A 25441-nucleotide genomic window follows, 5' to 3' on the forward strand; every position below is an offset into this window, starting at 1 on the left:
CGGTGCTCCGGGAGCGGTCGTACGGGGCGTACGGGGCGGTCCGTGACGAGGGGGCGGTCCGGGAGCCGTCCCGGCGCCGGCGGGACGGAGGGCGGGTCAGCGGGGCGCGCGGTGCGCCGGGGGGTCGCTTCACAGTGGTGTCCTTCCTGGCACGGGAGCCCGGAGCGGCCCGGGGGTCCGCGGCCGTCCACGGGGGGCCGCAGGGGGTCCGCGGGGGTCCGCGGCGGTCACGGCGGTCCGGGACCGTCCGGTCCGGTCCGGGGACTCCTCCGGGAGCGGGGCTCCTTCTCCTTCGTGCGGCTCAACGAGGCCGAGCCAGGTTTCGAACACATGTGTTTCGGCCGTGTGCCGACCCCCGGGACAGAGCGCATCGCGCGGACCGCGGCCAAGCCGGCCCTTGCGCCGCACAGCCGGCCTCATGTCCCGACATGGCCGAAACGCCGACGATGTGCCCGGGAGCGCCCCGCGCGTGGCGGGGCGGTGCTCGCAGGGGGCCCCGGCGGAGGAGGCGCCCCGCTCGCCCGTGATCAGCCTTCCGTCGCGCGGGAGTCGACGAGGCCCCCGCGCGGGAGGGGGCCCTCCGCCCGGCTCGGGGCGGACTCGCGGACCACCACCGAGGTGGGCAGCACCACCGGCGCGGAGGGGGAGGCGCCCCCGGTCAGGCGGGCGAGGAGCAGGCGGGCGGCGGTCTCGCCCATCAGCCGCATCGGCTGCCGGACGGTGGTCAGCGCGGGCCGGGTGAGACGGGCCGCCGGGATGTCGTCGAACCCGATCACCGCGACGTCCTCCGGCACCCGCAGCCCCGCCGCGTGCACGGCGGCCATGGCGCCCACCGCCGCCAGGTCGTTGAGCGCGAACACGGCGTCGAACTCCCGCCCCCGGGCCAGCAGCCGGCGCACCACCTCGCGGCCGTCGGCCTCGGTGAAGTCGCTCTCGGCCACCGCCATGGGGCCCGGCTTCCGGCCATGGGCCGCGTAGACCTCGCGGAAGCCGGCGACCCGGTCCCGTACGCAGCCGAACCGCGTCGGTCCGGCGAGGACGAGCGGCCGGTGGCGGCCCGTGGACAGCAGGTGGCGTGCCGCCGCGGCACCCCCCTCGCGGTTGGCGGCGGTGACGTACGGGAACTCGGGATGATGGCCCCGGTCGTCGATGAGCACCACCGGAAGTCCCTTGCGGTGCAGGGCCGTCAGCGTGTCGAGGGTGTCCTCCGGCTCCACCACCAGCAGCCCGTCGAAGGCGCCCGCCGACACCTGGCCGGTGAACCGCTCCACCGATTCGGCACCCCGGTTGCAAGTGAAGAGCAGCAGCCCGAACTCGGCCGCCTCCACCGTGTCGACGACCCCCTGGACGACCTCGCCCATCCACGGCCAGGTCAGCGACGGGACGAGCATGCCGATGGTGCGGCTGTGCCCCCGGGCCAGCCCCACCGCCCCGGAACTGGGTACGTAACCCAGCCGGTCGATCACGTCACGTACCCGTGCGGCCGTCGAACGGTCCACCTCCCCACGGGTGTTGAGCACCCGCGAGACGGTCGTCTTGCTCACCCCGGCCGCTCGGGCCACGTCGGCGATGGTGACTCGCATCGCAACCTCCGCTGTGCAGGGCCGGGGGCCGCGACCACCCGCGGCGGAACCGCTTCCGGCGCGCGACGACCGAGTGAAACAGCAACGTCCCGGGAGCGTCAACACCCCGTGCCCCACGGGGGAGTGGGCCCGCGAGGCGTGGGCGGCAGGCCCGGTCTCCCCCGGGCGGAAGCCCCGGCGGCCTCCGGAACGTACCGATCACGGCGCACAGTATTGACGGATACATGTCATATAGGTTCACTCACTCGGCAAGGCCGGAACCGGTACCGGAACCGGTTCCGGGAAGAACAGTCCCCACCACTTCCCCAGGAGGAGTGCTGTGTCCGTACGCTTCCCCCGACCCCCCACCCGGCGCCCCCGAGCACGCCGCGCCTGGACGACCGCCCTGGCGGCCCTCGGCCTGCTGTTCGCCACCCTCTACGCGGGCACCGCGCCCGCCGGAACCGGCCGTGACGGCACCCGGATCGACGCCGTCCCCCAGGGCGCCGAGGTCGTCCGGGTGGCGGAGTTCCTCGCCGAATGCCCCTACAGCCACCGTCTGCCCGACGACCCGATCGTCTTCCCCGGGCTGCCCGGCGCCTCCCACATGCACAGCTTCTTCGGCAGCCGCGTGACCAACGCCCACACCCGCGTCACCGACCTGCTGGGCTCCCAGACCACCTGCGCCCCGGCCGTGGACACCTCGTCCTACTGGGTCCCCACCCTCTACCGCGACGACCAGCCGGTCGAACCGACCGGAACCACCTTCTACTACCTCGGCGAAGGCGTCCACGACGACGTCATCCAGCGCATCCGGCCCTTCCCGCAGGGCCTGCGCGTCGTCGCCGGCAACGCCAAGGCCACCGGCGTCAACGACCCCAGCTCCGTGGCCCGCTGGTCCTGCCTGCACCACGGCGAGGTCGCCCCCTCGAAGGACTTCGTCACCTGCCCGGCCGGCTCGATGCTGGAGTCCTACCTGGACTTCCCGCAGTGCTGGAACGGCAAGGACCTGGACTCCGCCGACCACCAGAGCCACATGTCCTACCCGGTGGCCGGCACCTGCCCCGCCAGCCACCCCGTACCCGTGCCCAAGCTGCGCCAGGTCCTGCGCTACCCGGTCTCCGGCGGCACCCAGGGCCTGCGCCTCGCCTCCGGGCCCGGCTACACGATGCACGGTGACTTCTTCAACGCGTGGCCCGAGGCCGAACTCGCCCGACGGGTCACCAACTGCATCAACGTCATCGTCAAGTGCGGCGCGGACGGCACCCCGTCCTGACCCTGCGGCACCACCGGCATGAACAGCACCACGAGCACCACGATCACCCCGGAACGGCGAACCGAGCGGAGGGGCCGACATGGCCGACACCACCGACAGGGCGGACACGGCACGGCCGGCCGGAGCGGTCCGGCGGGCCCTCACCACGACCGCCCTGCTCTGCGCGCTCGCCGTACCGGGGTGCTCCGCCCCGGCCACGACGGACACCCCGTCCGCACCGGCCTCCGCCGGCGCGTCCGGCGCCGCCACCGGCCCGAAGACCGGCACGGATACGGGCGACACCGGTACGGGCAACACCGGCACCGGCCTGGCGGGCGGGCTCAGCGGCACCGACATCGGCTGGCTCCAGTTGACGATCGCCATGGACGACCAGGCCCGGGACATCCTGGAACGGGCACCCGACCGCGCCGGAGACCCCGCCCTCGCGGACTGGGCGGCCCGCCTCGCCGCCCACCACCGCACCGAACTGACCGCCCTGCGCGCCCTGTCGGCCGAGGCCGGCCTGCCGGACGGCAACCCCCACGAGGGGCACGAGATGCCCGGCATGGCGAGCGCCGCCGCCCTCCGCGAACTGGAGACGGCCCGCGGCCCCGCCTTCGACCGGCTGCTGCGCACCACGCTCCACGCCCACCTGCGCCAGACGGTGAAGCTGGCCGACGCCCTGCTCGCCGCCGACGCCGACCCCCGAACCAGGGAACTCGCCCGGGACGCCCGGGAGTCGGCGGCCGACGCCGAACGCACCATGCCCCCGGCCTGACGGGACAGGACCGGGGGCGCGGTGACGTCCGTCAGCGCACCTGCCACTTCTGGTTGGCGTTGCCCGTGCACGTCCAGATCTGTGCCCGGGTGCCGTCGGCGGAGGAATTGCCGGTGGCGTCCAGGCACTTGTCGGCCGCGGTGTTCACCAGGTCACCGGCCGCCGTCTCGTACCGCCAGCGCTGGGCGCCCGTGCCGTTGCACGTATAGAGCTGGACCTGCGCGCCGTCGGCCGTCGAACCCGCCGTCACGTCCAGGCACTTGCCCAGCGCCTGCACCGAACCGTCCGCCTGGAGCGTCCAGCGCTGCGCCTGCGACCCGTTGCACTCCCAGAGCTGGACCGGGGTGCCGTCGGCGCTCGACCCGCCCGCCACGTCCAGGCACTTGCCGCCGAGCCCGACCAGCGTGCCCGAGGTCTGCGGGCCACCGCTCTGCGTGCCCGACCAGGTGAAGGTGGCCGACGTCCGGCCCGGCAGCGTGTACGTGAAGTGCTGTCCGCCCCAGGTGACGGTGGTCTGCCGGGCGCTCGTCGAGTCGTTGTAGGCGATCAGCGCCTTCGACCCGTCGGGGTTGCGCCAGGCCACGTTCGGCACGGCCGAACTCGCCGTCGAGGCGATCCGGTGGGCGCCCGGCTTCACGAACTTGGTGAGGTGGCCCATCGTGTAGTACTCGACGGTGTAGTCGACCTGGCCGTGCCGCGCGTCCCCGTTGTGCACGGTGATCAGCCCGTCGCAGGTGCCGCAACCGCCGTTGTGCGGGCCCCGGTTCTGGTCCACGGCGAGGGACCACTTGGTCACCGACTTCGCCCAGTTGCGGGTGTAGTCGATGATGTTCATCATGTCCTCGCGCTGCTGGTGGCCGATCCAGGTGCCACCGGAGTGCTCGGTCTGGAAGGCGTCCAGCGCCGGGTACCTGTTGTGGATCTCGGTCTGCTTGGCGACGTCGCCGCCGTAGCCGTGCCAGGCGATGCCGCCGAAGTTCGGATGGTCGCGGACCGCCGGGTCGTCCACCGTCTGCGCGGCGTACGCGTCGTAGGTGTCCCAGTTCCAGTCGTGCGCCAGCACCTTGGCGCCCAGCCCGGCCGACCGCAGCCTGGGCAGCAGCTCGCTCTTGGTGAAGTAGGCGAGCCCGGAGGCGTTCCAGCTCATGGACGGGTAACCCGAACAGCAGGTCGGCTCGTTCTGCACGGTGACGTAGTCGACGGGCACGCCCTGGTCGCGCCAGCCCTGGAGGTACTTCACGAAGTAGTCGGCGTACGTGCCGTAGTGCTCGGCCTTCAGCCAGCCCCCGTTGAGCTGTCCGCTGTCCTTCATCCAGGCGGGCGCGGTCCACGGGGAGGCGGCCGTGGTGAGGGCGGGGTTGAGCTGCTTGGCCTGCCTGGTCAGGGGCAGGACGTCCTGGAGGTCGTGGGCGAGGGAGAACCTGGCCAGCGTGGGGTCGGTCTGCCCGTCCGGCAGGTCGTCGTAGGTGTAGCCGAAGCGGGCGAGGTCGGAGCCGCCCATCGGATTGCGGACGAAGGACAGGCCGATGCCGTCGGTGGGGGAGAAGAGCTTGCGCATCGTCTCGTCCCGGGTGGCCTGGGAGAGTGCCCCGGAGCCCTTCATCAGCCAGGCCGCGGTGTCCGTGAAGGAGGCTCCGCCGCCGGTGAAGGTCTGGTGGCGGGTGTTCTCGTCGACGGTGATGCCGGTGCCGCCGCCACCGGTGCCGGACTGGAAGGAGAACGGGGTCTGCCGTTCCAGTCCGCGGGTGACGTGCCGGCCGCCGCCGTCGTCGGTGGTCGTGAGCCAGACCGTGACCTGTTCGCCCGCGGCCCGCGCGGGCGCGGCGGCGGCCGACAGGCCGGTCGCGGCGAGCGCTCCGGCCAGGAGCACCCGGGCCAGCCGGAGGACCGTTCCGGCCGGCCTTCGCGTGGATCTCGTCATGGGGAATGCCCTTCTCGACACGGTGCGTGGGGGGTCGGGGTGGTGGTGCCGTGGACGAGCCGCGGGGCGGGAAGGGCCCGGATCAGCCGCGGTACTGGGCGAGGACGCGGGTGAAGTCCCACGGCTGCTGGGAGACGCCCGAGCAGGTGTCGGCGCCGCCGCCGGAGCACGGCCGGTCGCGGTTGACGGACCAGAACGTCAGCCGGGCGAGGTGGTGCTGCTGGGCGTAGGCCAGGATGGTGCGGAAGTCGGCGACCGTGATGACCTCGCCGACGTCGGTGACGCCGTTCATCGACGAGATGCCCATGTGCCGGTACGCCTGGTCGTCGCCGTACCCGTACGCGTTCTTCACCGCGGTCTTCAGACCCTCGGCGGCGCGGGTGGTGAGGGTGCCCATGTTCTGGCCGTTGCCGCCGAAGTTGAACGGCATGATGGTCCAGGCGTCGACCGTGAGCCCGGCCGCCGCCGCCCGGTTGATCAGGCTGGTGTCGGGGCCGTTCTGCCCGGTGCCGAAGGTGACGTACACCTTGATGCCGGGGTTGTTCGCCTTGACGGTCTTCAGCGCGTCCACGGTCCGCTGCTGGACGGCCGGGCTGTCGTAGGCGGCGGCCTCGATGTCGATGTCGATGGCCTTGAGCCCGTAGGCGTTGATCACCTTCTGGTACGCGGCGGCCAGTTCCCCGGCACTGGCACAGGAGCTCTCCAGCTTGTTGCCGCTCCAGCCGCCGAAGGAGGGGATGACGTCCCCGCCGTTGGCGCGCACGGTGGTGACCGTCTGCTGGTCGACCCCGCCGGTCAGCGGGCGGCTGCCGTCCCACTGCGGGTTGCAGTAGCCGTTGCTGAGGACGAAGGCGAGCGTGTACCAGGTGACGCCGGTCGCGTTGGTGACGGTGGTCGGGCTCGGGGGGCTGCCCCACCCGTTGTAGAGGTACGGCGCGACGGCCATCGGGGCGCCCCCTCCCGGCCCGTCGGGAGCGGGTGCGTTCCACTTCTGGTTGGCGGCGCCGGTGCAGCTCCAGATCTGGAGGCGGGTGCCGTTCGCCGAGGACTGGTCGGTGGCGTCGAGGCACTTGTCGGCCTGCGGGTTGACGATGTCCCGCGCCGCGGTCAGCGTCCACCGCTGGTTCGCCGAGCCGGTGCAGTCCCACAACTGGAGCTTGGCGCCGTTGGCGGTGGACCGGTCGACGACGTCCAGGCACTTGCCGAGGGCCCGCAGGCTCCCGTCCGCGCCGGCCGTCCACTGCTGGGCGGCGGTGCCGTTGCAGTCGTAGAGCTGGACGGGTGTGCCGTTGGCGCTGTTCGCGCCGGCGACGTCCACGCACTTGCCGCCGAGGCCGGTGATCTGGCCGGTGGCGGCCGAGGCCGGGGCGGCCGTCAGGGCCCCGGCGGCGAGGGAGAGGGCGGCGACGGTGAGCCCGGCGCGCAGCACGGGCGGACGGGTGAGGGGGAGTCTGGTCATGGGCAGGGCACAGCCTTTCGCGCTGGGCGGGCTGGGTGGGGGGTGCGGTGCCGGAACACGGATGCCCGTTCATGGATGTGAACCATGGATGTGTGTCTGAAGCATCCTTGTGACCGATGAACTTAAAGGTCTGAACCAGACACGTCAAGATGCGGGGAGCGGGGGAGGTGTGGTCGGCGTGTTCCTTTCGAAGGGTGAACCGGCACCGGCCGGAATCCCGCGCCCTCCCTTCAACTTCCGCCGGGAGTACGGTGAGCGAGCGCTCCTCGCGCGAGCCGGAGGCGGAGCGGGACCGGATCGACCGCGTGATTCGAGGACCTGCGGCGCTCCCGGGCCCTGCTGGACGAGGTCATCGACACGGCCTCGGCCTCCACCCGGCGCACCCCTGACGGCGGCGGCCCTGGGCTGCCACCGTCGTGTGGTCCGGGCCGTCCGGGGACGCGGTCCTGTGGTGCGGGCAGTCCGGGGGACGCGGTCCTGAGGTCCCGGTCGTCAGGGGACGCGCAGGGCGAGGACCGCGATGTCGTCCTGCTGGTCGTTGCTGAACCGGTCCAGCAACTCGTCGCGGAAGACGGCCAGCGGCTGCCGGGCCAGCGCGGCGGCCTGCTGCCGCAGCCGGGTCAGCCCGCGCCCGATGTCCTCGCCGGGCCGCTCGATCAGCCCGTCCGTGTAGAACAGCAGCGTCGACCCGGCGGGCAGCGTGACGCACGCCGTCGTCCGGTCGAGTCCGGGATCGACGCCCAGGATGGGCGCGTGCCCCTCCTCCAGCAGCAGGGTCCGCCCGTTCGGCTGGGCCAGCAGGGGCGGCAGATGGCCCGCGTTGGTCCAGCGCAGCCGCCAGGGGCCGCGCTCCGGCGTCTCCAGCCGGGCGATGATCGCGGTGACCAGTTCGATGGTGGTCAGCCCCTGCATGACGTTGTCCAGGCGGCTCATCACCCCGGCCGGGTCGTCGCCGCTGTCGTAGGCGAGGGCGCGCAGCATGTTCCGCAACTGGCCCATGCGGACGGCAGCCGCCAGATCGTGCCCGATCACGTCCCCGATGGCGAGGACCGCCGAACCGTCCGGCAGCGGGAACGCGTCGTACCAGTCGCCCCCCACCTCGGCCCGCTCCCGCGCCGCCACGTAACTCGCGGCGAGCTGGAGGTGGGCCAGGCCCGTCAGGTCCGGCAGCAGCGAGAGCTGGAGCTGTTCGGCCGTGTACTGCTGGAGCGCGTACAGCCGGGCGTTGTCCAGCGCGAGGCCCGCCCGGTGCCCCAGGTCGGCGGCGAGCGCCTGCTCCTGCTCGTCGAACGGCGCCGCCGGGGCGTGCCGCACGAAGGTGAGCGCGCCGAGCGTCTGCTGCCGTACGCGCATGGGCACGATCAGCGCGGACCCGGCGCCCAGCGTGCGGTACAGCGCCCACTGCGCGGCCTGGAGCGAGCCGACCGGGTCGGAGGTGTGGAACTCGGTCACGATCATCGGCCCCCCGCCCCGCAGCACCCGCGCCAGCGGGGCCGACGAGTCGTCCGGCCCGGGGAGGAAACCGCCCGGCAGCACGCGCAGCGCCCGCTCCGGATCGCGGTCCGTGACGGTCAGCCGCCGCAGTCCGTCGCCCTCGAGGACGTCGACGACGCAGGCGTCGGCCAGATGCGGCACGACCAGCCGGGCCAGCCGGCGCAGCGACTCCGCCGCGTCCAGGCTCGACGCCAGCGCCCGGGTCGCCTCGGCGAGCAGGCGCAGACGGGCCGCGGAGACCTCCGGCGAGGACGGTGACACCGGCCCCTCCGGCCGCCCGGACTCCCTCTTCGTCATACGTCGTCCTTGCGCTACGTCGTCGCCGCGTCCGTCGGCGCGTCGGAACCCGCGTGCGCGGCGGCACGGAGCCCTCGCGGCGGCGCCACGAGGCCCACGCGGCCGGAGCCGGTACCGGGCGTCGCCTCCGGCGACGCGCGACACGCCGACCGCCGTACAGCACCGCACCACGGACACCGCCCGGCGTGTCGCCGGCGTGTCGCGCGGTCCGCGGGGCGTGTCCCGGCGAGCCGCGGCACCGCCGTACGCCCATTGTTCCCCGGCACGCGACACGTGCAATCCCGGACGCGTGCCGCGTGCCGGGCGTCCGGTCCCCGGCGCCCCGCCGGTCGCGCGCGCCACAACGCGTCCCGCGCGGACGGCCGCCCGCACGGGCGCGGGCCCCGCCCCCGCCGGGCCGGGCGCAGGCGCCCCCGCCCGGCCCGGCGCCCCCGCCCGGAGCCCGTACGGCGCTCTGCGCGTGCGGTGGAGCACGGGTTCCGGGCACGCTGGGCGCAGACGAGCGGAGGAGGAATCGGCTCATGGGCGTGCGGCGGCTGGTCCTGGACGTCGACAAGACCGTCAACGAACCCGGTCTGGTCGAGCTGGCCCTGGTGATCGAGGCCGTGCCCGGCGTCGAGGCCGTGAACATCGCCGTCACCGAGATCGACATCGAGACCGTCGGCACCAACGTCACCGTGGAGGGCGACGGCATCGACGTCGAGGCCCTGACCCGGGCCATCGAGCGGACCGGCGCCGTGGTGCACAGCATCGACGAGGTCGTGGCGGGCGCGTTCACCCTGGAGAACACGCCGCGGTCACGATGACGGCGACGATGCCCAGGCTGCTGCGGAGCCTGGCCGCGGGCTCCACCCTGCCGCTGGTGCTGGGACTGGTGGACGGCCTCCTCAACGCGCTGACCCTCGCCGCGGCCTCGCTGGTCGGCAAAGGGGCACCGGTCGGCTACCACCTGGCGGTCCGGGTGGGACTGGCCTCGCTGACGACCGCGGCCTTCGCCGTGTTCGTCGCCGACTACGCCGACCGGCGGTCCCACCTGATGCGGGCGTCCCGGCAGTTGAACATGACCCAGCCGGGGCAGCTCGCCGCGACCCGGCTGGGCCGGCAGGCGATGGCACGGTCGGCGCTGGCCACCGCGATCGCCTGCACCGCGAGCTTCACCGGCGCCGTGGTGCCGCTGCTGGTGGGGGCCGCGCTGCCCGGACTCTCCTGGATGGTGGTGGTCCTGGCGGTGGGCACCCTCGCCGCGCTGGGGGCCGCGCTGGGCCGCCTGTTCGCGGGCAGCTCGCTGCGGTGGGCGGTCGTGCTGGGCTGCGGGGGAGTGGCGGTGACCTGGATCGGCGTCTGGCTGCACATCACCTGAACCCGGCCGCCGCGCCCGGCGGCGCCACCGGTCACTCCGGGCGGCCGGTGAACCGCTCGTAGGCGTCCCGGGCCTCGTCGAGGAGGGCCTCGGCCGCCACCGGGCCCTCGCAGTGCTCCACCCGCCAGTGGTGGTCCGGGTCGAGCCGGTGCAGGACGACGGCGAGGGTCTCCTCGTCCGCGTGCCATTCGCGCAGCGCCACCGGTCCGGTCAGCGCGGCGAAGTTGGGATCGTGCGCCGGCACGCACATCACCTCGGCCCGCGGCCGTCCGTCCACCAGGGCGTGGACCAGTGCGACCGGCCGGGCGCGCACCGAACGGCCGGGCAGCGCGGGCTCCTCCATCAGGACCAGGGCGGCCGTCGGCTCGCCGTCCTCGGTGAGCGTCGCGTCGATGAGGCCGGCGCCGACCGGGTACCCCGTGACCCGGGTCGACCCCGCCGACGCCTGGGTCCAGCCGTCCGATCCGTCCGCCGGGGCGAACGGTGCTCCCACCGTCGCCTCCACCACCACCGTCACCTCCACCGCGGGCACCTCCCGTGGTCGTCCGTCATCCACGTAGAGGCCATCAGCACGGTGCCGTCTCGCTCGTGCGGTCGCGGCGGGCCCCATCGCCCTCGTCACCTCCAGTGTGCCCGCCCCGGGACGGGGCCAACCACGCCGCGGGCACCCCGCCCGCCGTCGCCCGCCACGGCACCCGTTCACCCGGACGGCCCAGTCCGGCCCGCGGTCCGGACGCCGGGCGGGCGGCGTGGGGGCGAGACTGTGAGAGCGCCGGACGCGCCGCCGACGGGGGCCGCCACCGGGACCGCGGCCCGCACCGCCGGTCCCCGGCGCGGCCGACGCGACGGACGAGGAGCACACGGTGGAGTTCGACGTGATCGTGGAGATCCCCCAGGGGTCCCGCAACAAGTACGAGATGGACCACGCCCTGCACCGCATCCGGCTGGACCGGATGCTCTTCACGTCCACCCAGTACCCGGCGGACTACGGCTACGTCGACGGCACCCTGGGCCGCGACGGCGAACCGCTCGACGCGCTGGTGCTCACCGGCGACCCGACCTTCCCGGGGTGCGTCATCCGGTGCCGGGCGGTCGGCATGTACCTCATGCGGGACGAGAACGGCCCGGACGAGAAGGTGCTGTGCGTGCCCGCGGGCGATCCGCGCCACGCGGCCGTGCAGGACATCGGCGACCTGCCGGACTTCGACCGCCTGGAGATCACCCACTTCTTCGACGTCTACAAGGACCTCGAACCCGGCAAGTCCGTCGAGGGCTCCCACTGGGAGGGCCGCGAAGAGGCGTACGCGGAGATCGAGGCGTCCCGGGTCCGCGCGCGAAAGCCCCCCTCGCACGGCTGAACCGTCCGCCGCCCCCTGCCCCTGCCTGACCCCTGCCCCTGCCCCTGTCACCTGTCACCCCGCCCCCGCCCCGACCGGAGGGACCGCCCCCCATGCCCCTGCGGATCACCGAGCTGCACGCCGTCGAGATCCTCGACTCCCGTGCCCGCCCCACCCTCGCCGTCAGCCTCACCACCGAGGACGGCATCCGCGTCCGCGCCGGGGTCCCGGCCGGCGCCTCCACCGGCACCCGGGAGGCCGTCGAGCTGCGGGACGCGGACCCCGGCCGCTACGGAGGCCAGGGCGTGCTCACCGCGGCCGGCCAGGTCAACGGCGAGATCGCCCGTTCCCTCGCGGCCCGCGACTTCGCCTCGGCCACGGAGATCGACCGCGCCCTCATCGACCTGGACGGCACCGGCACCAAGTCCCGGCTGGGCGCCAACGCCGTCGTCGGCGTCTCCCTCGCCGCCTGGTACGCCGAGGCCGCCCGCGCCGGACGCGGTCCCTGGCAGCACCTCGCCCGCACCGCCGGGACCACGCCCCGCCTCCCGGTGCCCCACTTCAACGTCGTCAACGGGGGCGCCCACGCCACCGGCGGACCGGACATCCAGGAGTTCATGCTCGCTCCGCTCGGGGCACCGGACTTCCCCGAGGCGGTCCGCGCCGGCGCCGAGGTCTACGCCCGGCTCAAGGCCCGCCTGTCCGCCGCCGGGCACTCCACCGGCCTCGGCGACGAGGGCGGGTTCGCCCCGGCGATCCGGCGGCCCGAGGACGTCCTGACCCTGCTCGTGGAGGCGATCACCGACGCCGGGTACACCCCCGGCCGGGACGGTGTCGCCATCGCCCTCGACCCGGCCGCGGGGCAGTTCCGCCGCCCGGCCGACGGCCGCTACCTGATCGACGGCGAGGCGCTGACCAGCGACGCGCTCATCGACCGCTACGAGGAGATCGTCGACCGCTTCCCCGTGTGGTCCCTGGAGGACGGTCTCGCCGAGGACGACGGGGACGGCTGGGTCCGTCTCACCGCCCGCCTCGGCGACCGCGTCCAGATCATGGGCGACGACGTCTTCGTCACCGACCCCGCCCTCATCGCCGAGGCCGTCGCCCGGCGGGCCGCCACCTCCGCCCTCATCAAGGTCAACCAGATCGGCACGGTCACCGAGACGCTGGAGGCCCTCCGGGTCTGCCGCGAGGCGGGCTGGGCGCAGATGGTCTCCCACCGTTCCGGCGAGACCGAGGACACCTTCATCGCCGACCTCGCCGTCGGCGCCGGGACCGGCCAGATCAAGTCCGGCGCCCCGGCACGCGGCGAGCGGATCGCCAAGTACAACCGGCTCCTCGCCATCGCCGACGCCGACCCCGCCCTGCCGTACGGCCTCGCCGGCCCCTGACCGCCCCCACCTCCACCCCAGCCCCCGTCCCGGGGCCCGGCCCCCGGACCCCACACCCCTGCCAGGCCGTCCCCGGCGCGGGCGCCCCGGCGCCGGCCGCCCGCCCGGGGCACCGCCGACCACCCGGGAGCGGTCGATGTTCCGCAAGCAACCCGTACAAGACGCCGACGAGCTGCTGGCCAGGCTCGCCTCGCTGACCGCCCAGGCACGCGAGCTGGCGGAGCTGCAACGGTCCCAGGTGGAGCTGGCCATCGCCCTGCAACGCGGCATGCTCCCCGCCGACATGCCCGCCGTCCCCGGCTTCCGGCTGGCCGCCCGCTACTCGCCCGCCTACGCCGGACTCAACGTCGGCGGCGACTGGTACGACGCCTTCCTCCTGCCCGACGGCTCCCTCGGGTTCTCCGTCGGCGACGTCCAGGGGCACACCATCGACGCCGCCGCCTTCATGGGCCAGATCCGGGTCGGCCTGCGCGCCCTCGCCTCCGTCACCAGCGAGCCCGGCGACCTCCTCGCCCGCACCAACGACCTGCTGCTCGCCCTCGGCGGCGACCTCTTCGCCACCTGCACCTTCATGCGCTTCGACCCCGCCACCGGCATCCTGTACAGCGCCCGCGCCGGACACGTGCCCTGCGTCTGGGCCACCGCCGACGGCGAGGCCGGGGTCTTCGACGACGAGGGCGGACCGCCCCTCGGCGTCATGGAGGGCGCCGAGTACCCGGTCACCCCGCACCGGCTCACCACCGGCGGCGTCCTCGTCCTGCTCACCGACGGCGTGGTCGAGGGACCGTCACTGAGCATCGACGACGGCCTCGACCACGTCGTCCGGCTCGCGGGCGTCGCCGCGGTCGCCGGTATGGAGGCCGACTCGCTCGCGTCCTCCGTGATCAAGAACGCCACGACGGTCGGTCACGAGGACGACGCCGCCGTCCTCGTCGTCGGCCACGACGGTCACGACGGCCACGCCGCCCACCGGCCGGACGGCACCGCCCCGGGGGACACGGGGTAGCCCGGAAGGCCGCCCGCACCCGGTCTCGCGTGGCCGACCGCACCGTACCGGTGTCTCATGGCTGCTGTGGTGCGCATACATGGTTGGCCGCGGCCGGTGGCTCTCCTCGTCGAGACGCTGCTCGTCGCCGGCTGCTACTACGGGGCGGGACGCCTGGGCCTGTTGCTCCAGTTGGTCGTGGAGGGGGCCGTGGTCACCCCCCTGTGGCCGCCCACCGGAGTCGCCGTCGCCTGCCTGCTCATCCGCGGCCCGCGCTGCCTGCCCGGCATCGCCCTCGGCTCCCTCCTGGTCGTCATGTCCCTCACCACCCTGCGCCCCACGGCCGTCGGCATCGTTGCCGGGAACACGGCCGCCCCCGCCTGCGCCTACGTCCTGCTGCGCGCCGTCGGCTTCCGGCTCGACCTCAGCCGGCTCCGCGACGGACTGGCCCTCGTCTTCCTCGGGGCGCTCACCGCCATGGTGATCAGCTCCGGCGTCGGCGTCGGCGTCATCCTCTCCACCGGCCGCCTCGACACCGCCCACTTCTGGACCGTGTGGCTCGCCTGGTGGGCCGGGGACGCGATGGGCGTCGTCATCGTCACCCCGCTGCTGCTCCTGCTGTACCGGGCACGCCTCCCGCCTCCGACCGGACGCTGGCGGGAGGCGGTCGGCCTCACCCTCGCCCTCTGCGTCCTCGTACCGCTGGTCACCCGCAGCTCCATCGGCCTGATGTTCCTGGTCTTCCCCCTCCTCATCTGGGCCGCGCTGCGCTTCGAACTCGCCGGGAGCATGCCCTGCGCCCTGCTCGCCTCCGTTTTGGTGACCATCACCGCCAGCACCGGCTCCGGCTCCTTCGGGCGGCTCTCCCCGGACCAGGTGATGATCAAGCTCCAGGCGTTCAACGGCGCCATCGGCCTGACGGCGCTTCTGCTCTCCTCCGTCATCACCGAGCAGCACAACACCCGGCGCTCGGTCGAACGCGCCTGCCAGGAACTGGTCGAGGCGCTGCAACACCTCTCCGCCGGCTCCGGACGCAGACAGCCCGGCCAGGACGGCGACTGAGCCACCGTGGGCGAGCGCGCCCCGCGCCCCGCCCCCCCCGCCTCCCGCGCCCCCCGCCTCCCGCGCCCCCGCGCCCCCCGCGCCCCACGGCGTGCGCCCGGCGGCCCGGCCCCACATGCTGAGGGCATGGCCCAAGACCTGTCCGTCGTCGTCTACCCGCCCGGCGAGGACGGAGGACGCCGCGTCCGCTTCGACGGCTCCTTCGTCGGCCTTGCCTACACCCTCCTGGACATCGCCGAGTTCCTGCGCCGCGCCGGAGTGGAGGACGTCGAGGCTTCCGACGTCGAGGCCGCGCCGTGGGTCGAATGGCGCGGCGGAGGCCCCCACGACTGGACGTACTGACGCCCCGCCGCCTCCCGGCCCGCACCCCCGCGCCACCCCCGCCGCCCGTCCGGAGCGGGTCGCCCCCGATCGCCTCCGCCACCCGCCCGGCCTGTCCTAGAGTGACCTGGCCAGTGCAGAAGCCCGGACCTGTGAGGTAATCACCCACCATGCCGACCGAAACGTTTGAGTTCCAGGTAGAGGCCCGTCAGCTCCTCAAGCTGATGATCCATTCGGTCTACTCGAACAAGGACGTCTTCCTGCGGGAGCTCGTCTCCAACGCCTCCGACGCACTCGACAAGCTGCGTCTGGCCGTGCTCCGCGACGACACCCTCGACGCCGACACGAGCGACCTGCACATCGAGATCGACATCGACGCCGAGGCCCGTACCCTCACCGTGCGGGACAACGGCATCGGCATGTCGCACGAGGAGGTCACCCGGCTCATCGGCACCATCGCCAACTCGGGCACCGCCGCCTTCCTGCGGGAGCTGCGCGAGGCGGGCGACGCCGCCGGGGCCGACGGGCTGATCGGCCAGTTCGGCGTCGGCTTCTACTCCGGGTTCATGGTGGCGGACGAGGTCACCCTCCTCACCCGGCGCGCGGGCGAGAGCGAGGGCACCCGCTGGTCGTCGCGGGGCGAGGGCACGTACACCCTGGAGACCGTCGCGGAGGCGCCCCAGGGCACCTCCGTCACCCTGCACCTCAAGCCGGCCGACGCCGAGAACCAGCTCCACGACTACGCCGCCCCCTGGAAGGTGCGGGAGATCGTCAAGCGGTACTCGGACTTCATCACCTGGCCGATCCGGCTCGTCCCCGAGCCGCGCGAGGGCGAGGACACGCCCGAGCCCGAGACGCTCAACTCGATGAAGGCGCTGTGGGCCCGCCCGCGCGAGGAGGTCTCCGAGGACGAGTACCGCGAGCTGTACCAGCACATCGGCCACGACTGGCGCGAACCCCTGGAGACGATCCGCCTCCAGGCGGAGGGCACCTTCGAGTACCAGGCCCTGCTCTTCCTCCCCTCCCACGCGCCGCACGACCTGTTCACCCAGGGCTACCAGCGCGGTGTGCAGCTCTACGTCAAGCGCGTCTTCATCATGGACGACTGCGAGGAACTGCTCCCGCCCTACCTGCGCTTCGTCAAGGGCGTCGTCGACGCGCAGGACCTCTCGCTCAACGTCTCCCGCGAGATCCTCCAGCAGGACCGGCACATCCGCATGATGCGGCGGCGCCTGACGAAGAAGGTCCTCTCCACCGTCAAGGAGATGCGGGAGTCCGCGCCCGAGCGTTACGCCACCTTCTGGCGCGAGTTCGGCGCGGTCCTCAAGGAGGGCCTGGTCACCGACTCCGAGAACCGTGACGCCCTCCTCGCCGCCGCCTCCTTCGCCAGCACCCACGACGCCGGGGCGCCGACCGGCCTTCGCGCGTACACGGAGCGGATGAAGGAGGGCCAGGACGACATCTACTTCATGACCGGCGAGTCCCGCGAGGCCATCGAGAACTCCCCGCACATGGAGACCTTCCGCGCCAAGGGCGTCGAGGTCCTGCTGCTCACCGACCCCGTCGACGAGGTGTGGGTCGACGCGGTCGGCGAGTACGAGGGCAAGCGGCTGCGGTCCATCGCCAAGGGCGAGATCGACCTCGGCGGCGACGAGGACGGCACCGCCGACGAGGAGAAGGACAAGCAGGGCGAGGCGTACGCCGCTCTGCTCGGCTGGATGACGGAGCACCTCGCCGACGACGTCAAGGAGGTCCGCCTCTCCTCCCGCCTCACCGTCTCCCCGGCCTGCGTCGTCTCCGACGCCGACGAACTCACCCCCGCGCTGGAGAACATGTACCGCGCGATGGGCCAGGAGGTGCCGCGGGCCAAGCGCATCCTCGAACTCAACCCGGAGCACCAACTCGTGAAGGCCCTCAACCGCGCCTACACGGAACGCGAGGACCGCACCGAGCTGACCGAGACCACCGACCTGCTCCACGCCCTCGCGGTGCTCGCCGAGGGCGGCCGGCCGAAGGAACCGGCCCGGTTCGTGTCGCTGGTCGCCGACCGGCTGGAGCGCACCCTGTAGCGGGGCCGTCCCGGCGCACGGCCGGGCGGGGTGACGGACCCCGCGCGGCCGTGCGCCGCCGGCCGGGTCAGACGGGGCGGTCGCCCGCGATGGCGACGCGTTCGGCGACCCGGCGGTGCGTGCCGTAGTCGTAGGCCGCGTAGTGCTGGGTGGCCCGGTTGTCCCAGAACGCCACGTCACCCGGCTGCCAGCGGAAGCGGACCTGGTACTCGGGGACGTGCGCCTGCTGGAAGAGGTGGCGCAGCAGCCGGTCGCTCTCCTCGCGCGGCATGCCGGTGATGTGCGTGGTGAACGACGCGTTCACGAAGAGCAGGCGCCGCCCGGTGTCGGGGTGCGTGCGCACCACCGGGTGTTCCACCGGCGGGAACCGGTCCTGGTGCGGGGCGAGCCGCTCGGGCCCGTAGAACCGGGCGAACCCGGGGATGAAGTCGTGCACCGCGCGGGCCCCGTCGACGCGGTCGCGCACCTCCCGCGGGAGGTTGTCGTAGGCGGCGGCCATGTCGGCCCACAGGGTGTCGCCACCGGCCGGCGGCACTTCCCGCAACTGGAGGACCGCCCCGAGCGCCGGGCGTTCGCGGAAGGTGACGTCGGCGTGCCAGACGTTCTCGAAGGTCGGCGTGGAGCCGCCGCCCTTGTCGAAGCGGACCACGTCCTCGGCGGACCCGGCGGCGAGCAGCGGGTTGGTCTCCAGCTCGCCCCAGTGGCGGGCGAAGGCGCGTTGCCGTTCGGAGGTGAGGTGCTGGGCCCGGAAGAAGAGGACCTTCCACTCCAGCAGGGCCCGGTGGAGTTCGGCGCGCAGCTCCGGGGCGAGCGGGCGGGACAGGTCGACACCGCTGATCACGGCGCCGATCGTGCGGGCCTGCGGCTCGACGGCGAACAGCTCGTAGGGCCGCTCCTGCCATCCCTCGGGCACGCGGCGCAGGACGCGCCGTCCTTCGTGGATGCCGTCGCCGGGGATACGCGCCTCACGCAGGGCGGGGGCCGGTGCGGTGTTGGTGACGGTCATGGGACGTCCTTCCTCTGCACACGGGGGTTCGAACGGGGTCGCGGGGGTGAGGGGAGGTGACGGGACGCGGACCGTGGCAGGACCGCGTACGCCGAGGAGCGCACCCGCCGGCAGCGGGTACGCGGAACACGCCGGGGCGGCGGACCGGAACGCGCCTCTGCGCGGGGGCCGTCGACCGGGAAGGGGGAGGCGGGGGGAGAGCGGTGGCGGGGTCAGAGGACCGGGCCGGGCTCTGAGGGTGAGGCCGCTATCGGCCGGAGCGTTCGCAGCCGGTTCGGTCCGGGACGCGCGGAGCCCCCGACATCCTGACGAACCAGTACGTGGTCATGGCGACGATTCTGTGATCACGCCCGTCTTCTGTCAACGGGGCCCCTTTGGCCCCCGGCCGCCTCACCCGTCCCCGCACGTCTCCCGTACGTGGCCGGGGTCGCCCTCGGGCGTGACGTCCAGGTCCCGCCGTACGATGGAGAGTTGGTCTCCCCACCCCGCGCAGGCCCGGTCCAGTCCGGCCGCGTCGTACTCGACGACCAGGACGCGGTCGCCGAACGCGTCGGTGTAGTCGCCGCATTCCTCGTAGCGTCCGCACTCCTCCACCACGGCGAAGTCGGCGCCCACCTCCCCACGGGCGGAGGCCAGTTCGGGGGTGTTCTTCTGGGCGATGGCCAGACCGCGGTCGTGGGCGTGGGCGGCGAGCAGGGTGAGGAACGCCTTCGCGTCGTCCGCGTCGAGGAGGCCCTTCGGGGCGCGGGTGTAGCTGTCGTAGTTGTCGGGCTCGACGGCGTCGAAGCCCTTGTCGGCACAGGTGTCGATCCAGCCACGGACCTTCTCGGCGATCCGCTCGCGCTTGTCCTCGCTGCCGATGTCGAGCAGCGCCTCGTCCCAGTCCGTGTCCATCACGACCTTCCCGCCACCGCCGCCATCGCCGCCGTCGCCGCCGCGTTCGCGCAGCAAGAGGCCGGGCTCCCAGGTGTCCTCCGCGTCGGGCTGGGCCTGGAAGGCGTTGACGTAACAGACGTTGTACAGGCCGGGGGCGGGCGAGGCCGTGTGGTCGCGGACGACGACCTCCACGCCCTCGGGCGGGGGATAGGCGCCGCCGAGCTGGTAGTCGAACCCGGCGTGCGCCGGAGGAGGCGTCACCCTCAAGGCGTCCCGGGGCGTGCCGTCGCCGCCGCCGGACGAGCCCCCGGTGCCCGTGCACGCGGTCAGGACGGCGGCCACCGCGAGCAGCGCGGCCGGCCGGAGGACGGCGAACCGGTCGGCGGACATGTCAGGCGGCTCCCTCGGACGGGCCCACCCCGCGACGGCGCGGTCGGGGGAGACGGCGGCCGGCCGGTACGCGAACCGGCCCGGGAAACCTAACCGACCCCGAAACCACCCGGCAAACCACCGCGCTCCCCGCCCCGGACCCGGCCTGTCCCCCGGGAGAGCTACACGCAGGTGTCCTCCGTACGGTGACGATCCGGCACCCCGGGGTCCGTAGCGTTCGAGACATCCCGCGGCACCCCTGCCGCGACTCCCCCGAAGGACGCTCCATGAGGCTGGTCTGGCAATTCCTCGCCGTGATGGCGATCACCGTCGTCTGCAGTGTGGCGACGAAGGCGGTCGACGGACACCCCTGGCCGACCCTCGCCCTCGGCCTCCTGACCGCCGTGCTCACGGTGCTCGTCTACGGATGGGTGGTGCGCCGCACCGAACACCGGGCGGTCACCGAGACCGCCCGCGAGGGCGCCGTCCCCGCGATCCTGCGCGGACTGGTCATCGGCCTGGTCTGGTTCGGCGCGGTCATCGCCAACATCGCCTTCCTCGGCGGTTATCACGTGCACGGCATCGACTCCCCGTCCGGCGCCGCGGGCCTCTTCGGCTTCATGGCCGCCGCCGCGGTGACGGAGGAAGTCCTTTACCGCGGCGTCCTGTTCCGCATCGTCGAGGAACGCTGGGGCACCTGGATCGCCCTCGCCCTGACCGGTCTCCTCTTCGGCGGTGTCCACCTGCTCAACCCGAACGCCAGTGCGTGGGGCGCCGTCGCCATCGCGGTCGAGGCGGGCGGCGCGCTCGCCGCCGCCTACGCCGCCACCCGCAACCTGTGGGTGCCGATCGGCCTGCACTTCGGCTGGAACTTCGCCGCCGCCGGAATCTTCGGCACCGAGGTCTCGGGCAACGACACCCCGCCGGGGCTGCTCGACGCCACCACCTCCGGTTCGCCGCTCGTCACCGGCGGCGACTTCGGCCCCGAAGGCAGCGTCTACGCCGTGGTGTTCGGCGCGCTGGTCACGATCGCGTTCCTCTGGCTGGCCCGCCGGCGCGGCACGCTGGTCCCGCTCGGCGGACGCCGCTCCGGGCGGCTCGCCGACGTCGCTACACTGCCCCGGTGAACGCACTGCGCCGGGCCCGGGAGCTGGTCCGACGGTGCGACGTGCGGATGTGGTACGTCCCGCTCGCGCTGGTCCTCTTCGCCGCCTCGCTGCTGCCCTCCTTCCAGAGCCACGGCACCCAGGTCGGCGGGGTCCCGCACCGTCCGTACGACGCCCTGGCCGTGGCCGCGATCGCGCTGGAGTGCCTGCCGCTCGCGGTGCGCCGCCGGTGGCCGGTCGTCTGCCTCGCCCTGGTGTCCGCCGGGTTCGCCGTCGACCAGCTCCGCGGGTACCACTCGCTCGCCGGCACCGCGCTGCCCATCGCGCTGGTGAGCGTCGCCTCACTGACGGAGCGGTACCGACGGGCCACGGCGCTCGCCTTCACCGGAGCGTTCCTCCTGTTCGCGGTGGTCCTCCACCGGATCGGCTCCGGCGAGCCGGTCGGTGAAATGCTCCTGCTCTACCTGGCGTTGGGGCTCGCCTGGGGCCTCGGCACCGGACTGCGCGCGGCCCGAGCCGCCGAGGAGGAGCGCCGGCACCGCGTCGCCGAGGAGACCCGTGCCGCCGAACGCGCCCGCATCGCCCGCGAACTCCACGACGTGGTGACCCACCACGTGACCGCGATGGTCGTCCAGGCCGAGGCGGCCCGCTACCTGACCGCCGCGCCGGACCGCCTCGACCAGACCCTCACCGCCGTCACCGACACCGGCCGGCGGGCCATCACCGACCTGCGCCACCTGCTCGACCTGCTCCAGCCCGACCACGGCCGCGAAGCGAGGACACCGCCCGTCGGCCGGTTCCTCACCCTCGTGGAACAGACCCGGCGGGCCGGACAGCCCGTGGAGTTCACCGAGGAGGGCACCCCGGCCGAATCGACCGGCAGCGCCGACCTGGTCGCCTACCGCGTCGTACAGGAGGCGCTCACCAACGCCCTCAAGTACGCCCACGGCAGCCGCACTTCGGTCCGGGTGCGGCACGGGGAACGGGAGATCAGCGTCGAGGTCGGCACCGACGGCGCCGGCGAGCGCACCGCCTCCCCGGGCGGCAGCGGACGCGGACTCGCCGGACTGCGCGAACGCGTCGACGTCCTCGGCGGCGACTTCAGCGCCGGCCGCGGCACCGGCGGCGGCTTCCTCGTACAGGCGCGCATACCGGCGGGGAACCCCTCGTGACGGCGCCGCTCCGGGTCCTCGTCTGCGACGACCAGATGCTCGTCCGCACCGGACTGGTGACGATCATCGACGCGCAGCCCGACCTGGAGGTGGCGGGGGAGTGCGGGGACGGCCGCACGGCGGTCGACCTCGCGGCCCGATTACGGCCCGACGTGGTGGTCATGGACGTCCGCATGCCCGTGCTCGACGGCATCGAGGCGACCCGCCTCCTGGCCGGCGCGGGCGTGCCCCACCCCGTCAAGGTGCTCGTGGTCACCACGTTCAACCTGGACGAGTACGTCTACGAGGCGCTGCGCGCCGGCGCCGGGGGGTTCCTGCTCAAGGACGCCCCGCCGGCCCAGCTCCTCCACGGCATCCGGACCGTGGCCTCCGGCGCCGCGCTGCTCGACCCGGAGGTCACCCGGCAGCTCGTCGGCCGGTACGCGGCCCGCATCCGCCCGGCGGAGGACTCCACGGGGGACGTGCCGCTGACGCCGCGCGAACTGGAGGTCCTCCGCCTCATCGCCGACGGCCTCTCCAACAGCGAGATCGCCGCGACCCTGCTCATCAGCCAGGAGACCGTGAAGACGTTCGTCTCCCGCATGCTCGCCAAGCTGGGCCTGCGCGACCGCGTCCAGGCCGTCGTCTACGCCTACCGGCGCGGGCTGGTGACCTGACGGGAGGCCCACCGCCGCGCCGGTCTTGCCGGCGCCGGGCACGCGGGGTCCGCCGGCCGGAACGGCCGTGTCTCAGGCGCCGGCTTCCAGCACCGCCGTACGGCCGCGCAGGGCGGCGGAGAACCGGTCCGTGACCTCGGCCAGCGCCTCCGCCGTGCCCACCGGGAGGCCGACCGTCCCGTCCTCGCCGACGGTGATGTCCGTGTCGAGCGTGAACCAGCCCGGGACGACGTGCGTGGCGCCCATCGAGGTGAGCACCGGCCGCAGGGCGTAGTCGATGGCCAGGACGTGGGCCGTGCTGCCGCCGGTGGCGAGCGGCAGCACGGTCTTGCCGGCCAGCGCGTACTGCGGGAGCAGATCGAGCAGCGACTTGAGCAGCCCGGAGTAGGCGGCCTTGTAGATGGGGGTGCCGATCACCACGCCGTCCACCCGCTCGAACAGCGAGGCGGCCTCGACGACGGCCGGATGGCGGAGGTCGGCGCCGAGCAGGGCGCGGGCGGGCAGGTCGCGCACCTCCAGGGAGACCACGTCGTGGCCCTGGTCCCGGAGCCGGTCGTCGAGGTGAGCGAGGAGCCGTGCGGTGCGGGAGGCGGGGGAGGGGCTTGCGGAGACGGAGAGGACGGTGGCCATGGGGAGACCTTTCGGTTTCGGTGTGCGGGAGGGGTGCGGGCCGCCGCGGCGCGGGCGGGCCGGGGACTGGTCCCCGGGGGCGCTCACCAGGCGCTCGACTCCACCGTGACCGGCGGCAGGAGTCCGTTGCGCAGCGCTTCCAGGAAGGTGACGATCTCGGCGGCGACCGAGCGGTGCTGGAGGTCGTTGAGGACGTCGTGGTGGGCGCCCCGGACGACCGAGAGGCGGGCCCGGGGCAGGGACTTCGCCATCCGGGCGAGGGCGTCGCGGTCCGCGAGCGGATCGGCCTCCCCGGCGAGGATCAGCACCGGGACGCCCGCCCCGCTCTCGTGGGCGAGCGCGAGCAGGGCGCCGGGGACCGGCTCGCCGAGCGCGCCCCGGCGGAATGCGGCGTCGGCGCGGAGCGTGCCCCGGTGGGCGGGGCAGGAGGTGCGGACGGCCAACTCGTCGTCCCAGGTGCCGGAGGCCGCGGTGCGCGCGGGGAGCCCGGCGAGGACGGCGGCGTCCGCGCGGAGCCCGGCGGGCCCCTCCCCGCTCGCCGTTGCGAGGAGCGCGGCCACCGCCACGGCTCCGGTGTCGGCGCCCACCAGGACCACGGGGCCGACGACACCGTCGGGGCCCGCGGTGCCCCCGACGGCCTCGGCGATCCGGGCGCCGAAGGCGGTCAGCCGGCCGGCCGGGTCGTCGGCGTCGAGGCGTGCCGCGTCGACGACCCGGACGCGGTAGGCGTCGGCGGCCAGCCGGCGGCCCAGCCGGTGGTAGGTCGCCCGGGTCTCTCCCCGGCCCGGCACCACGACGACCGTGCCGCGGAGGGCCGGCCCTTCGGGAGCGTGGTGGTCGGTGTAGGCGGCGTGCTCGGTCATCTCGGGCTCCTGGCGGGAAACGGGGAAGGGGGGGCGGCGTCGACCGGGGAGTGGACGGGGGCTGAGCGAGGCCGCGTACTCGCTGGGCGGGCTCGTGGCGGGCCCCCTCACCCGCCCCCTCACCCGCCCGCGCGTTCGCGCACGCGGGTGTGGCGGTTCGCGGGGACCGGCAGGCCGAGGTGGCCCCGCAGGGTGTCGGCCTCGTACGCGGTGCGGAACAGGCCGCGCTCCCGGAGGAGCGGCACCACGCCGTCGACGAAGAGTTCGAGGTCGTCGTCGGTCCGAAAGGCGAGGTTGATGCCGTCCAGGGTGCCCGCCGCGAACCACTCCTCGATGGTGTCCGCGACGGTCGTGGGGGAACCGACGAACGGGGACTCACGGAACGCGGCCACGCTCTCCACGACTTGACGTAGCGTCAGCTCCTGCTCGCGGGCACGCCGGATGATCTGTGCCGCGCCGGTGCGTCCGCCCTTCTCCGCCAGGTGGGCGACGTCCGGGAAGGGGGCGTCCAGGTCGTGGACGCCGAAGTCGTACGCGCCGAAGGAGCGGCCCAGGAGCGCCAGGTTGCGGTCGAAGTCGTTGTCCTCCTCGAAGATCTCCCGCTCACGGCGCCGGGCCCGCGCGTCCGTGGCGGCGACGACCGGTCCGCCGTGGAGGAAGACCTTGAGGTGCTCGGGGTCGCGGCCGTGGGCGGCGGCACGCCGCTTGACGTCCGCGTAGTACTCCCGGGCCTGTTCCAGGGTGCCGCCGGGCGCGTAGACGCCCTCGGCGACCCGGGCGGCGAGGTCGCGGCCCTCGGCGGAGACCCCGGCCTGGAAGATGACGGGCTGCCCCTGCGGCGAGCGCGAGACGTTCAGCGGCCCGGCGACCCTGAAGTGCTCACCCACGTGGTCCAGCGCGTGCAGCCGCCGCGGGTCGAGGAAGACGCCCCGCTCCACGTCGGCGGGGAAGGCGTCGTCCTCGTAGGAGTCCCACAGCCCCCGGGCGACCTGGACGAACTCCAGGGCGCGGCCGTAGCGGGTGGCGTAGTCGAGGTGTTCGTCGAGGCCGAAGTTCCTCGACGTGCCGGTGTCGAAGCTCGTCACCACGTTCCAGCCGGCCCGGCCCCCGCTGATGAGGTCGAGGGAGGCGAAGCGGCGGGCCAGGTTGAACGGGGAGTTGTACGTCGAACTGGCGGTGCCGACCAGGCCGATGTGCCGGGTGTGGGTGGCGACCGCCGACAACAGGGTCAGCGGCTCCAGCCGGTTGAGGTAGTGGGCGGGGTAGGTGGCGTTGATGAACTGGCTGTCGACGATGAACAGGGCGTCGAAGAGGGCGTGTTCGGCCGCCTGCGCCTGCCGGATGTAGTAACCGATGTCGATGCTCGCGTTCTTGGCGACGCGCGGGTCCTTCCAGAGGCCGTGCTGACCGGGACCGCCTACACCGTACGGGTGCAGGGCGAGGTGGATTCCGCGGGACATGGCTGTTCCTCT

At 73.8% G+C, this 25441-nt stretch carries 23 protein-coding genes and 1 riboswitch; of the genes, 13 read left to right on the forward strand and 10 right to left on the reverse strand.

Annotated features, from left to right (window positions below):
- Window positions 1–527: 527 nt before the first annotated feature.
- Window positions 528–1583: a LacI family DNA-binding transcriptional regulator gene (locus J5Y05_RS08015; RefSeq protein ID WP_210869467.1), complete on the reverse strand. Its 1056-nt coding sequence runs from the start codon at window positions 1581–1583 to the stop codon at window positions 528–530.
- 319 nt (window positions 1584–1902) lie between these two features.
- On the opposite strand from J5Y05_RS08015, the gene J5Y05_RS08020 reads away from it, so the two are divergent.
- Together J5Y05_RS08020 and J5Y05_RS08025 are read left to right on the forward strand one after the other, a co-directional pair.
- Window positions 1903–2838, forward strand: a complete 936-nt coding sequence (locus J5Y05_RS08020) for a DUF1996 domain-containing protein (protein ID WP_210869469.1) — start codon at window positions 1903–1905, stop codon at window positions 2836–2838.
- Between the two features lie 79 nt (window positions 2839–2917).
- Window positions 2918–3595 carry a DUF305 domain-containing protein gene (locus tag J5Y05_RS08025; protein ID WP_210869471.1) on the forward strand — a complete coding sequence of 226 codons (678 nt, stop codon included), beginning with the start codon at window positions 2918–2920 and terminating at the stop codon, window positions 3593–3595.
- Between the two features lie 31 nt (window positions 3596–3626).
- Here J5Y05_RS08025 and J5Y05_RS08030 read toward each other — a convergent pair whose 3' ends face one another.
- The 3 genes from J5Y05_RS08030 to J5Y05_RS08040 form a co-directional block, all read right to left on the reverse strand.
- Window positions 3627–5516, reverse strand: a complete 1890-nt coding sequence (locus tag J5Y05_RS08030; RefSeq protein ID WP_210869473.1) for a ricin-type beta-trefoil lectin domain protein — start codon at window positions 5514–5516, stop codon at window positions 3627–3629.
- An 82-nt stretch (window positions 5517–5598) separates the two neighbouring features.
- Entirely contained in the window at window positions 5599–6975 is a 1377-nt protein-coding gene (locus tag J5Y05_RS08035) for a ricin-type beta-trefoil lectin domain protein (protein WP_210869475.1), read from the reverse strand.
- Between the two features lie 492 nt (window positions 6976–7467).
- Window positions 7468–8766, reverse strand: coding sequence for a PP2C family protein-serine/threonine phosphatase (locus J5Y05_RS08040; protein ID WP_210869477.1), 1299 nt, complete (start codon window positions 8764–8766; stop codon window positions 7468–7470).
- A 521-nt stretch (window positions 8767–9287) separates the two neighbouring features.
- Here J5Y05_RS08040 and J5Y05_RS08045 point away from each other — a divergent pair.
- Window positions 9288–9572 (forward strand): DUF211 domain-containing protein, encoded by a 285-nt coding sequence (locus tag J5Y05_RS08045; protein WP_210869479.1) that lies wholly within the window; start codon window positions 9288–9290, stop codon window positions 9570–9572.
- An 8-nt stretch (window positions 9573–9580) separates the two neighbouring features.
- Window positions 9581–10126, forward strand: coding sequence for a hypothetical protein (locus J5Y05_RS08050; protein WP_210869481.1), 546 nt, complete (start codon window positions 9581–9583; stop codon window positions 10124–10126).
- Between the two features lie 31 nt (window positions 10127–10157).
- Here the strand turns inward: J5Y05_RS08050 and J5Y05_RS08055 are convergent, their stop codons facing one another.
- On the reverse strand, window positions 10158–10649 hold the full coding sequence (locus J5Y05_RS08055; RefSeq protein WP_210869483.1) for an inorganic diphosphatase: 492 nt from the start codon (window positions 10647–10649) through the stop codon (window positions 10158–10160).
- A 27-nt stretch (window positions 10650–10676) separates the two neighbouring features.
- A riboswitch (Fluoride riboswitch) is annotated at window positions 10677–10749 on the reverse strand.
- A gap of 240 nt (window positions 10750–10989) precedes the next feature.
- On the opposite strand from J5Y05_RS08055, the gene J5Y05_RS08060 reads away from it, so the two are divergent.
- The 6 genes from J5Y05_RS08060 to htpG all read left to right on the forward strand — a co-directional run bounded on the left by J5Y05_RS08060 (window position 10990) and on the right by htpG (window position 17291).
- On the forward strand, window positions 10990–11484 hold the full coding sequence (locus tag J5Y05_RS08060) for an inorganic diphosphatase (RefSeq protein WP_210869485.1): 495 nt from the start codon (window positions 10990–10992) through the stop codon (window positions 11482–11484).
- A gap of 92 nt (window positions 11485–11576) precedes the next feature.
- Entirely contained in the window at window positions 11577–12854 is a 1278-nt protein-coding gene (eno, locus tag J5Y05_RS08065) for a phosphopyruvate hydratase (protein ID WP_210869487.1), read from the forward strand.
- A gap of 136 nt (window positions 12855–12990) precedes the next feature.
- The gene (locus J5Y05_RS08070; RefSeq protein ID WP_210869489.1) at window positions 12991–13860 is read left to right on the forward strand and encodes a PP2C family protein-serine/threonine phosphatase; all 870 of its coding nucleotides are present in this window, start codon (window positions 12991–12993) and stop codon (window positions 13858–13860) included.
- A gap of 57 nt (window positions 13861–13917) precedes the next feature.
- The gene (locus J5Y05_RS08075; RefSeq protein ID WP_210869490.1) at window positions 13918–14901 is read left to right on the forward strand and encodes an MASE1 domain-containing protein; all 984 of its coding nucleotides are present in this window, start codon (window positions 13918–13920) and stop codon (window positions 14899–14901) included.
- A 126-nt stretch (window positions 14902–15027) separates the two neighbouring features.
- Complete coding sequence (locus J5Y05_RS08080; RefSeq protein WP_210869492.1) at window positions 15028–15243, forward strand: hypothetical protein; 216 nt, start codon at window positions 15028–15030, stop codon at window positions 15241–15243.
- 149 nt (window positions 15244–15392) lie between these two features.
- The gene (gene htpG / locus J5Y05_RS08085; RefSeq protein ID WP_210869494.1) at window positions 15393–17291 is read left to right on the forward strand and encodes a molecular chaperone HtpG; all 1899 of its coding nucleotides are present in this window, start codon (window positions 15393–15395) and stop codon (window positions 17289–17291) included.
- Between the two features lie 67 nt (window positions 17292–17358).
- Here the strand turns inward: htpG and J5Y05_RS08090 are convergent, their stop codons facing one another.
- Both J5Y05_RS08090 and J5Y05_RS08095 read right to left on the reverse strand, forming a co-directional pair.
- A complete protein-coding gene (locus J5Y05_RS08090) occupies window positions 17359–18297 on the reverse strand; it encodes a TauD/TfdA dioxygenase family protein (RefSeq protein ID WP_210869496.1) in 939 nt (312 codons plus the stop codon).
- Between the two features lie 390 nt (window positions 18298–18687).
- Window positions 18688–19563, reverse strand: coding sequence for an endo alpha-1,4 polygalactosaminidase (locus tag J5Y05_RS08095; protein ID WP_210869498.1), 876 nt, complete (start codon window positions 19561–19563; stop codon window positions 18688–18690).
- 266 nt (window positions 19564–19829) lie between these two features.
- Here J5Y05_RS08095 and J5Y05_RS08100 point away from each other — a divergent pair, with 266 nt between their 5' ends.
- Genes J5Y05_RS08100 through J5Y05_RS08110 form a run of 3 tightly spaced genes read left to right on the forward strand, consistent with a single transcriptional unit; the run spans window position 19830 to window position 22476 of the window.
- Window positions 19830–20669 (forward strand): CPBP family intramembrane glutamic endopeptidase, encoded by an 840-nt coding sequence (locus tag J5Y05_RS08100; protein WP_210869500.1) that lies wholly within the window; start codon window positions 19830–19832, stop codon window positions 20667–20669.
- 47 nt (window positions 20670–20716) lie between these two features.
- Window positions 20717–21820 carry a sensor histidine kinase gene (locus tag J5Y05_RS08105; protein WP_210869833.1) on the forward strand — a complete coding sequence of 368 codons (1104 nt, stop codon included), beginning with the start codon at window positions 20717–20719 and terminating at the stop codon, window positions 21818–21820.
- Entirely contained in the window at window positions 21817–22476 is a 660-nt protein-coding gene (locus tag J5Y05_RS08110; protein ID WP_210869502.1) for a response regulator, read from the forward strand. The genes J5Y05_RS08105 and J5Y05_RS08110 overlap by 4 nt, the downstream gene beginning before the upstream one ends.
- 72 nt (window positions 22477–22548) lie before the next feature.
- Here J5Y05_RS08110 and ssuE read toward each other — a convergent pair whose 3' ends face one another.
- The 3 genes from ssuE to J5Y05_RS08125 form a co-directional block, all read right to left on the reverse strand.
- Window positions 22549–23106, reverse strand: a complete 558-nt coding sequence (ssuE, locus tag J5Y05_RS08115) for an NADPH-dependent FMN reductase (protein ID WP_210869503.1) — start codon at window positions 23104–23106, stop codon at window positions 22549–22551.
- Window positions 23107–23189: 83 nt separating this feature from the next.
- Window positions 23190–23969 (reverse strand): alpha/beta hydrolase, encoded by a 780-nt coding sequence (locus J5Y05_RS08120; protein ID WP_210869505.1) that lies wholly within the window; start codon window positions 23967–23969, stop codon window positions 23190–23192.
- Window positions 23970–24088: 119 nt separating this feature from the next.
- Window positions 24089–25429, reverse strand: a complete 1341-nt coding sequence (locus tag J5Y05_RS08125; RefSeq protein WP_210869507.1) for an NtaA/DmoA family FMN-dependent monooxygenase — start codon at window positions 25427–25429, stop codon at window positions 24089–24091.
- Between the last annotated feature and the right edge of the window lie 12 nt (window positions 25430–25441).

The organism is Streptomyces tagetis, from assembly GCF_018069565.1.
Taxonomy (GTDB): Bacteria; Actinomycetota; Actinomycetes; order Streptomycetales; family Streptomycetaceae; genus Streptomyces; species Streptomyces tagetis.

Excerpts from the sequence above, each read along its gene's own strand:
- J5Y05_RS08015 (WP_210869467.1), bottom strand. The coding sequence starts at position 1,583 with ATGCGAGTCACCATCGCCGACGTGGCCCGAGCGGCCGGGGTGAGCAAG.
- J5Y05_RS08025 (WP_210869471.1), top strand. The coding sequence starts at position 2,918 with ATGGCCGACACCACCGACAGGGCGGACACGGCACGGCCGGCCGGAGCG.
- J5Y05_RS08030 (WP_210869473.1), bottom strand. The coding sequence starts at position 5,516 with ATGACGAGATCCACGCGAAGGCCGGCCGGAACGGTCCTCCGGCTGGCC.
- J5Y05_RS08035 (WP_210869475.1), bottom strand. The coding sequence starts at position 6,975 with ATGACCAGACTCCCCCTCACCCGTCCGCCCGTGCTGCGCGCCGGGCTC.
- J5Y05_RS08040 (WP_210869477.1), bottom strand. The coding sequence starts at position 8,766 with ATGACGAAGAGGGAGTCCGGGCGGCCGGAGGGGCCGGTGTCACCGTCC.
- J5Y05_RS08045 (WP_210869479.1), top strand. The coding sequence starts at position 9,288 with ATGGGCGTGCGGCGGCTGGTCCTGGACGTCGACAAGACCGTCAACGAA.
- J5Y05_RS08050 (WP_210869481.1), top strand. The coding sequence starts at position 9,581 with ATGCCCAGGCTGCTGCGGAGCCTGGCCGCGGGCTCCACCCTGCCGCTG.
- eno (WP_210869487.1), top strand. The coding sequence starts at position 11,577 with ATGCCCCTGCGGATCACCGAGCTGCACGCCGTCGAGATCCTCGACTCC.
- J5Y05_RS08070 (WP_210869489.1), top strand. The coding sequence starts at position 12,991 with ATGTTCCGCAAGCAACCCGTACAAGACGCCGACGAGCTGCTGGCCAGG.
- J5Y05_RS08075 (WP_210869490.1), top strand. The coding sequence starts at position 13,918 with ATGGCTGCTGTGGTGCGCATACATGGTTGGCCGCGGCCGGTGGCTCTC.
- J5Y05_RS08080 (WP_210869492.1), top strand. The coding sequence starts at position 15,028 with ATGGCCCAAGACCTGTCCGTCGTCGTCTACCCGCCCGGCGAGGACGGA.
- htpG (WP_210869494.1), top strand. The coding sequence starts at position 15,393 with ATGCCGACCGAAACGTTTGAGTTCCAGGTAGAGGCCCGTCAGCTCCTC.
- J5Y05_RS08090 (WP_210869496.1), bottom strand. The coding sequence starts at position 18,297 with ATGACCGTCACCAACACCGCACCGGCCCCCGCCCTGCGTGAGGCGCGT.
- J5Y05_RS08095 (WP_210869498.1), bottom strand. The coding sequence starts at position 19,563 with ATGTCCGCCGACCGGTTCGCCGTCCTCCGGCCGGCCGCGCTGCTCGCG.
- J5Y05_RS08100 (WP_210869500.1), top strand. The coding sequence starts at position 19,830 with ATGAGGCTGGTCTGGCAATTCCTCGCCGTGATGGCGATCACCGTCGTC.
- J5Y05_RS08105 (WP_210869833.1), top strand. The coding sequence starts at position 20,717 with ATGTGGTACGTCCCGCTCGCGCTGGTCCTCTTCGCCGCCTCGCTGCTG.
- ssuE (WP_210869503.1), bottom strand. The coding sequence starts at position 23,106 with ATGGCCACCGTCCTCTCCGTCTCCGCAAGCCCCTCCCCCGCCTCCCGC.
- J5Y05_RS08120 (WP_210869505.1), bottom strand. The coding sequence starts at position 23,969 with ATGACCGAGCACGCCGCCTACACCGACCACCACGCTCCCGAAGGGCCG.
- J5Y05_RS08125 (WP_210869507.1), bottom strand. The coding sequence starts at position 25,429 with ATGTCCCGCGGAATCCACCTCGCCCTGCACCCGTACGGTGTAGGCGGT.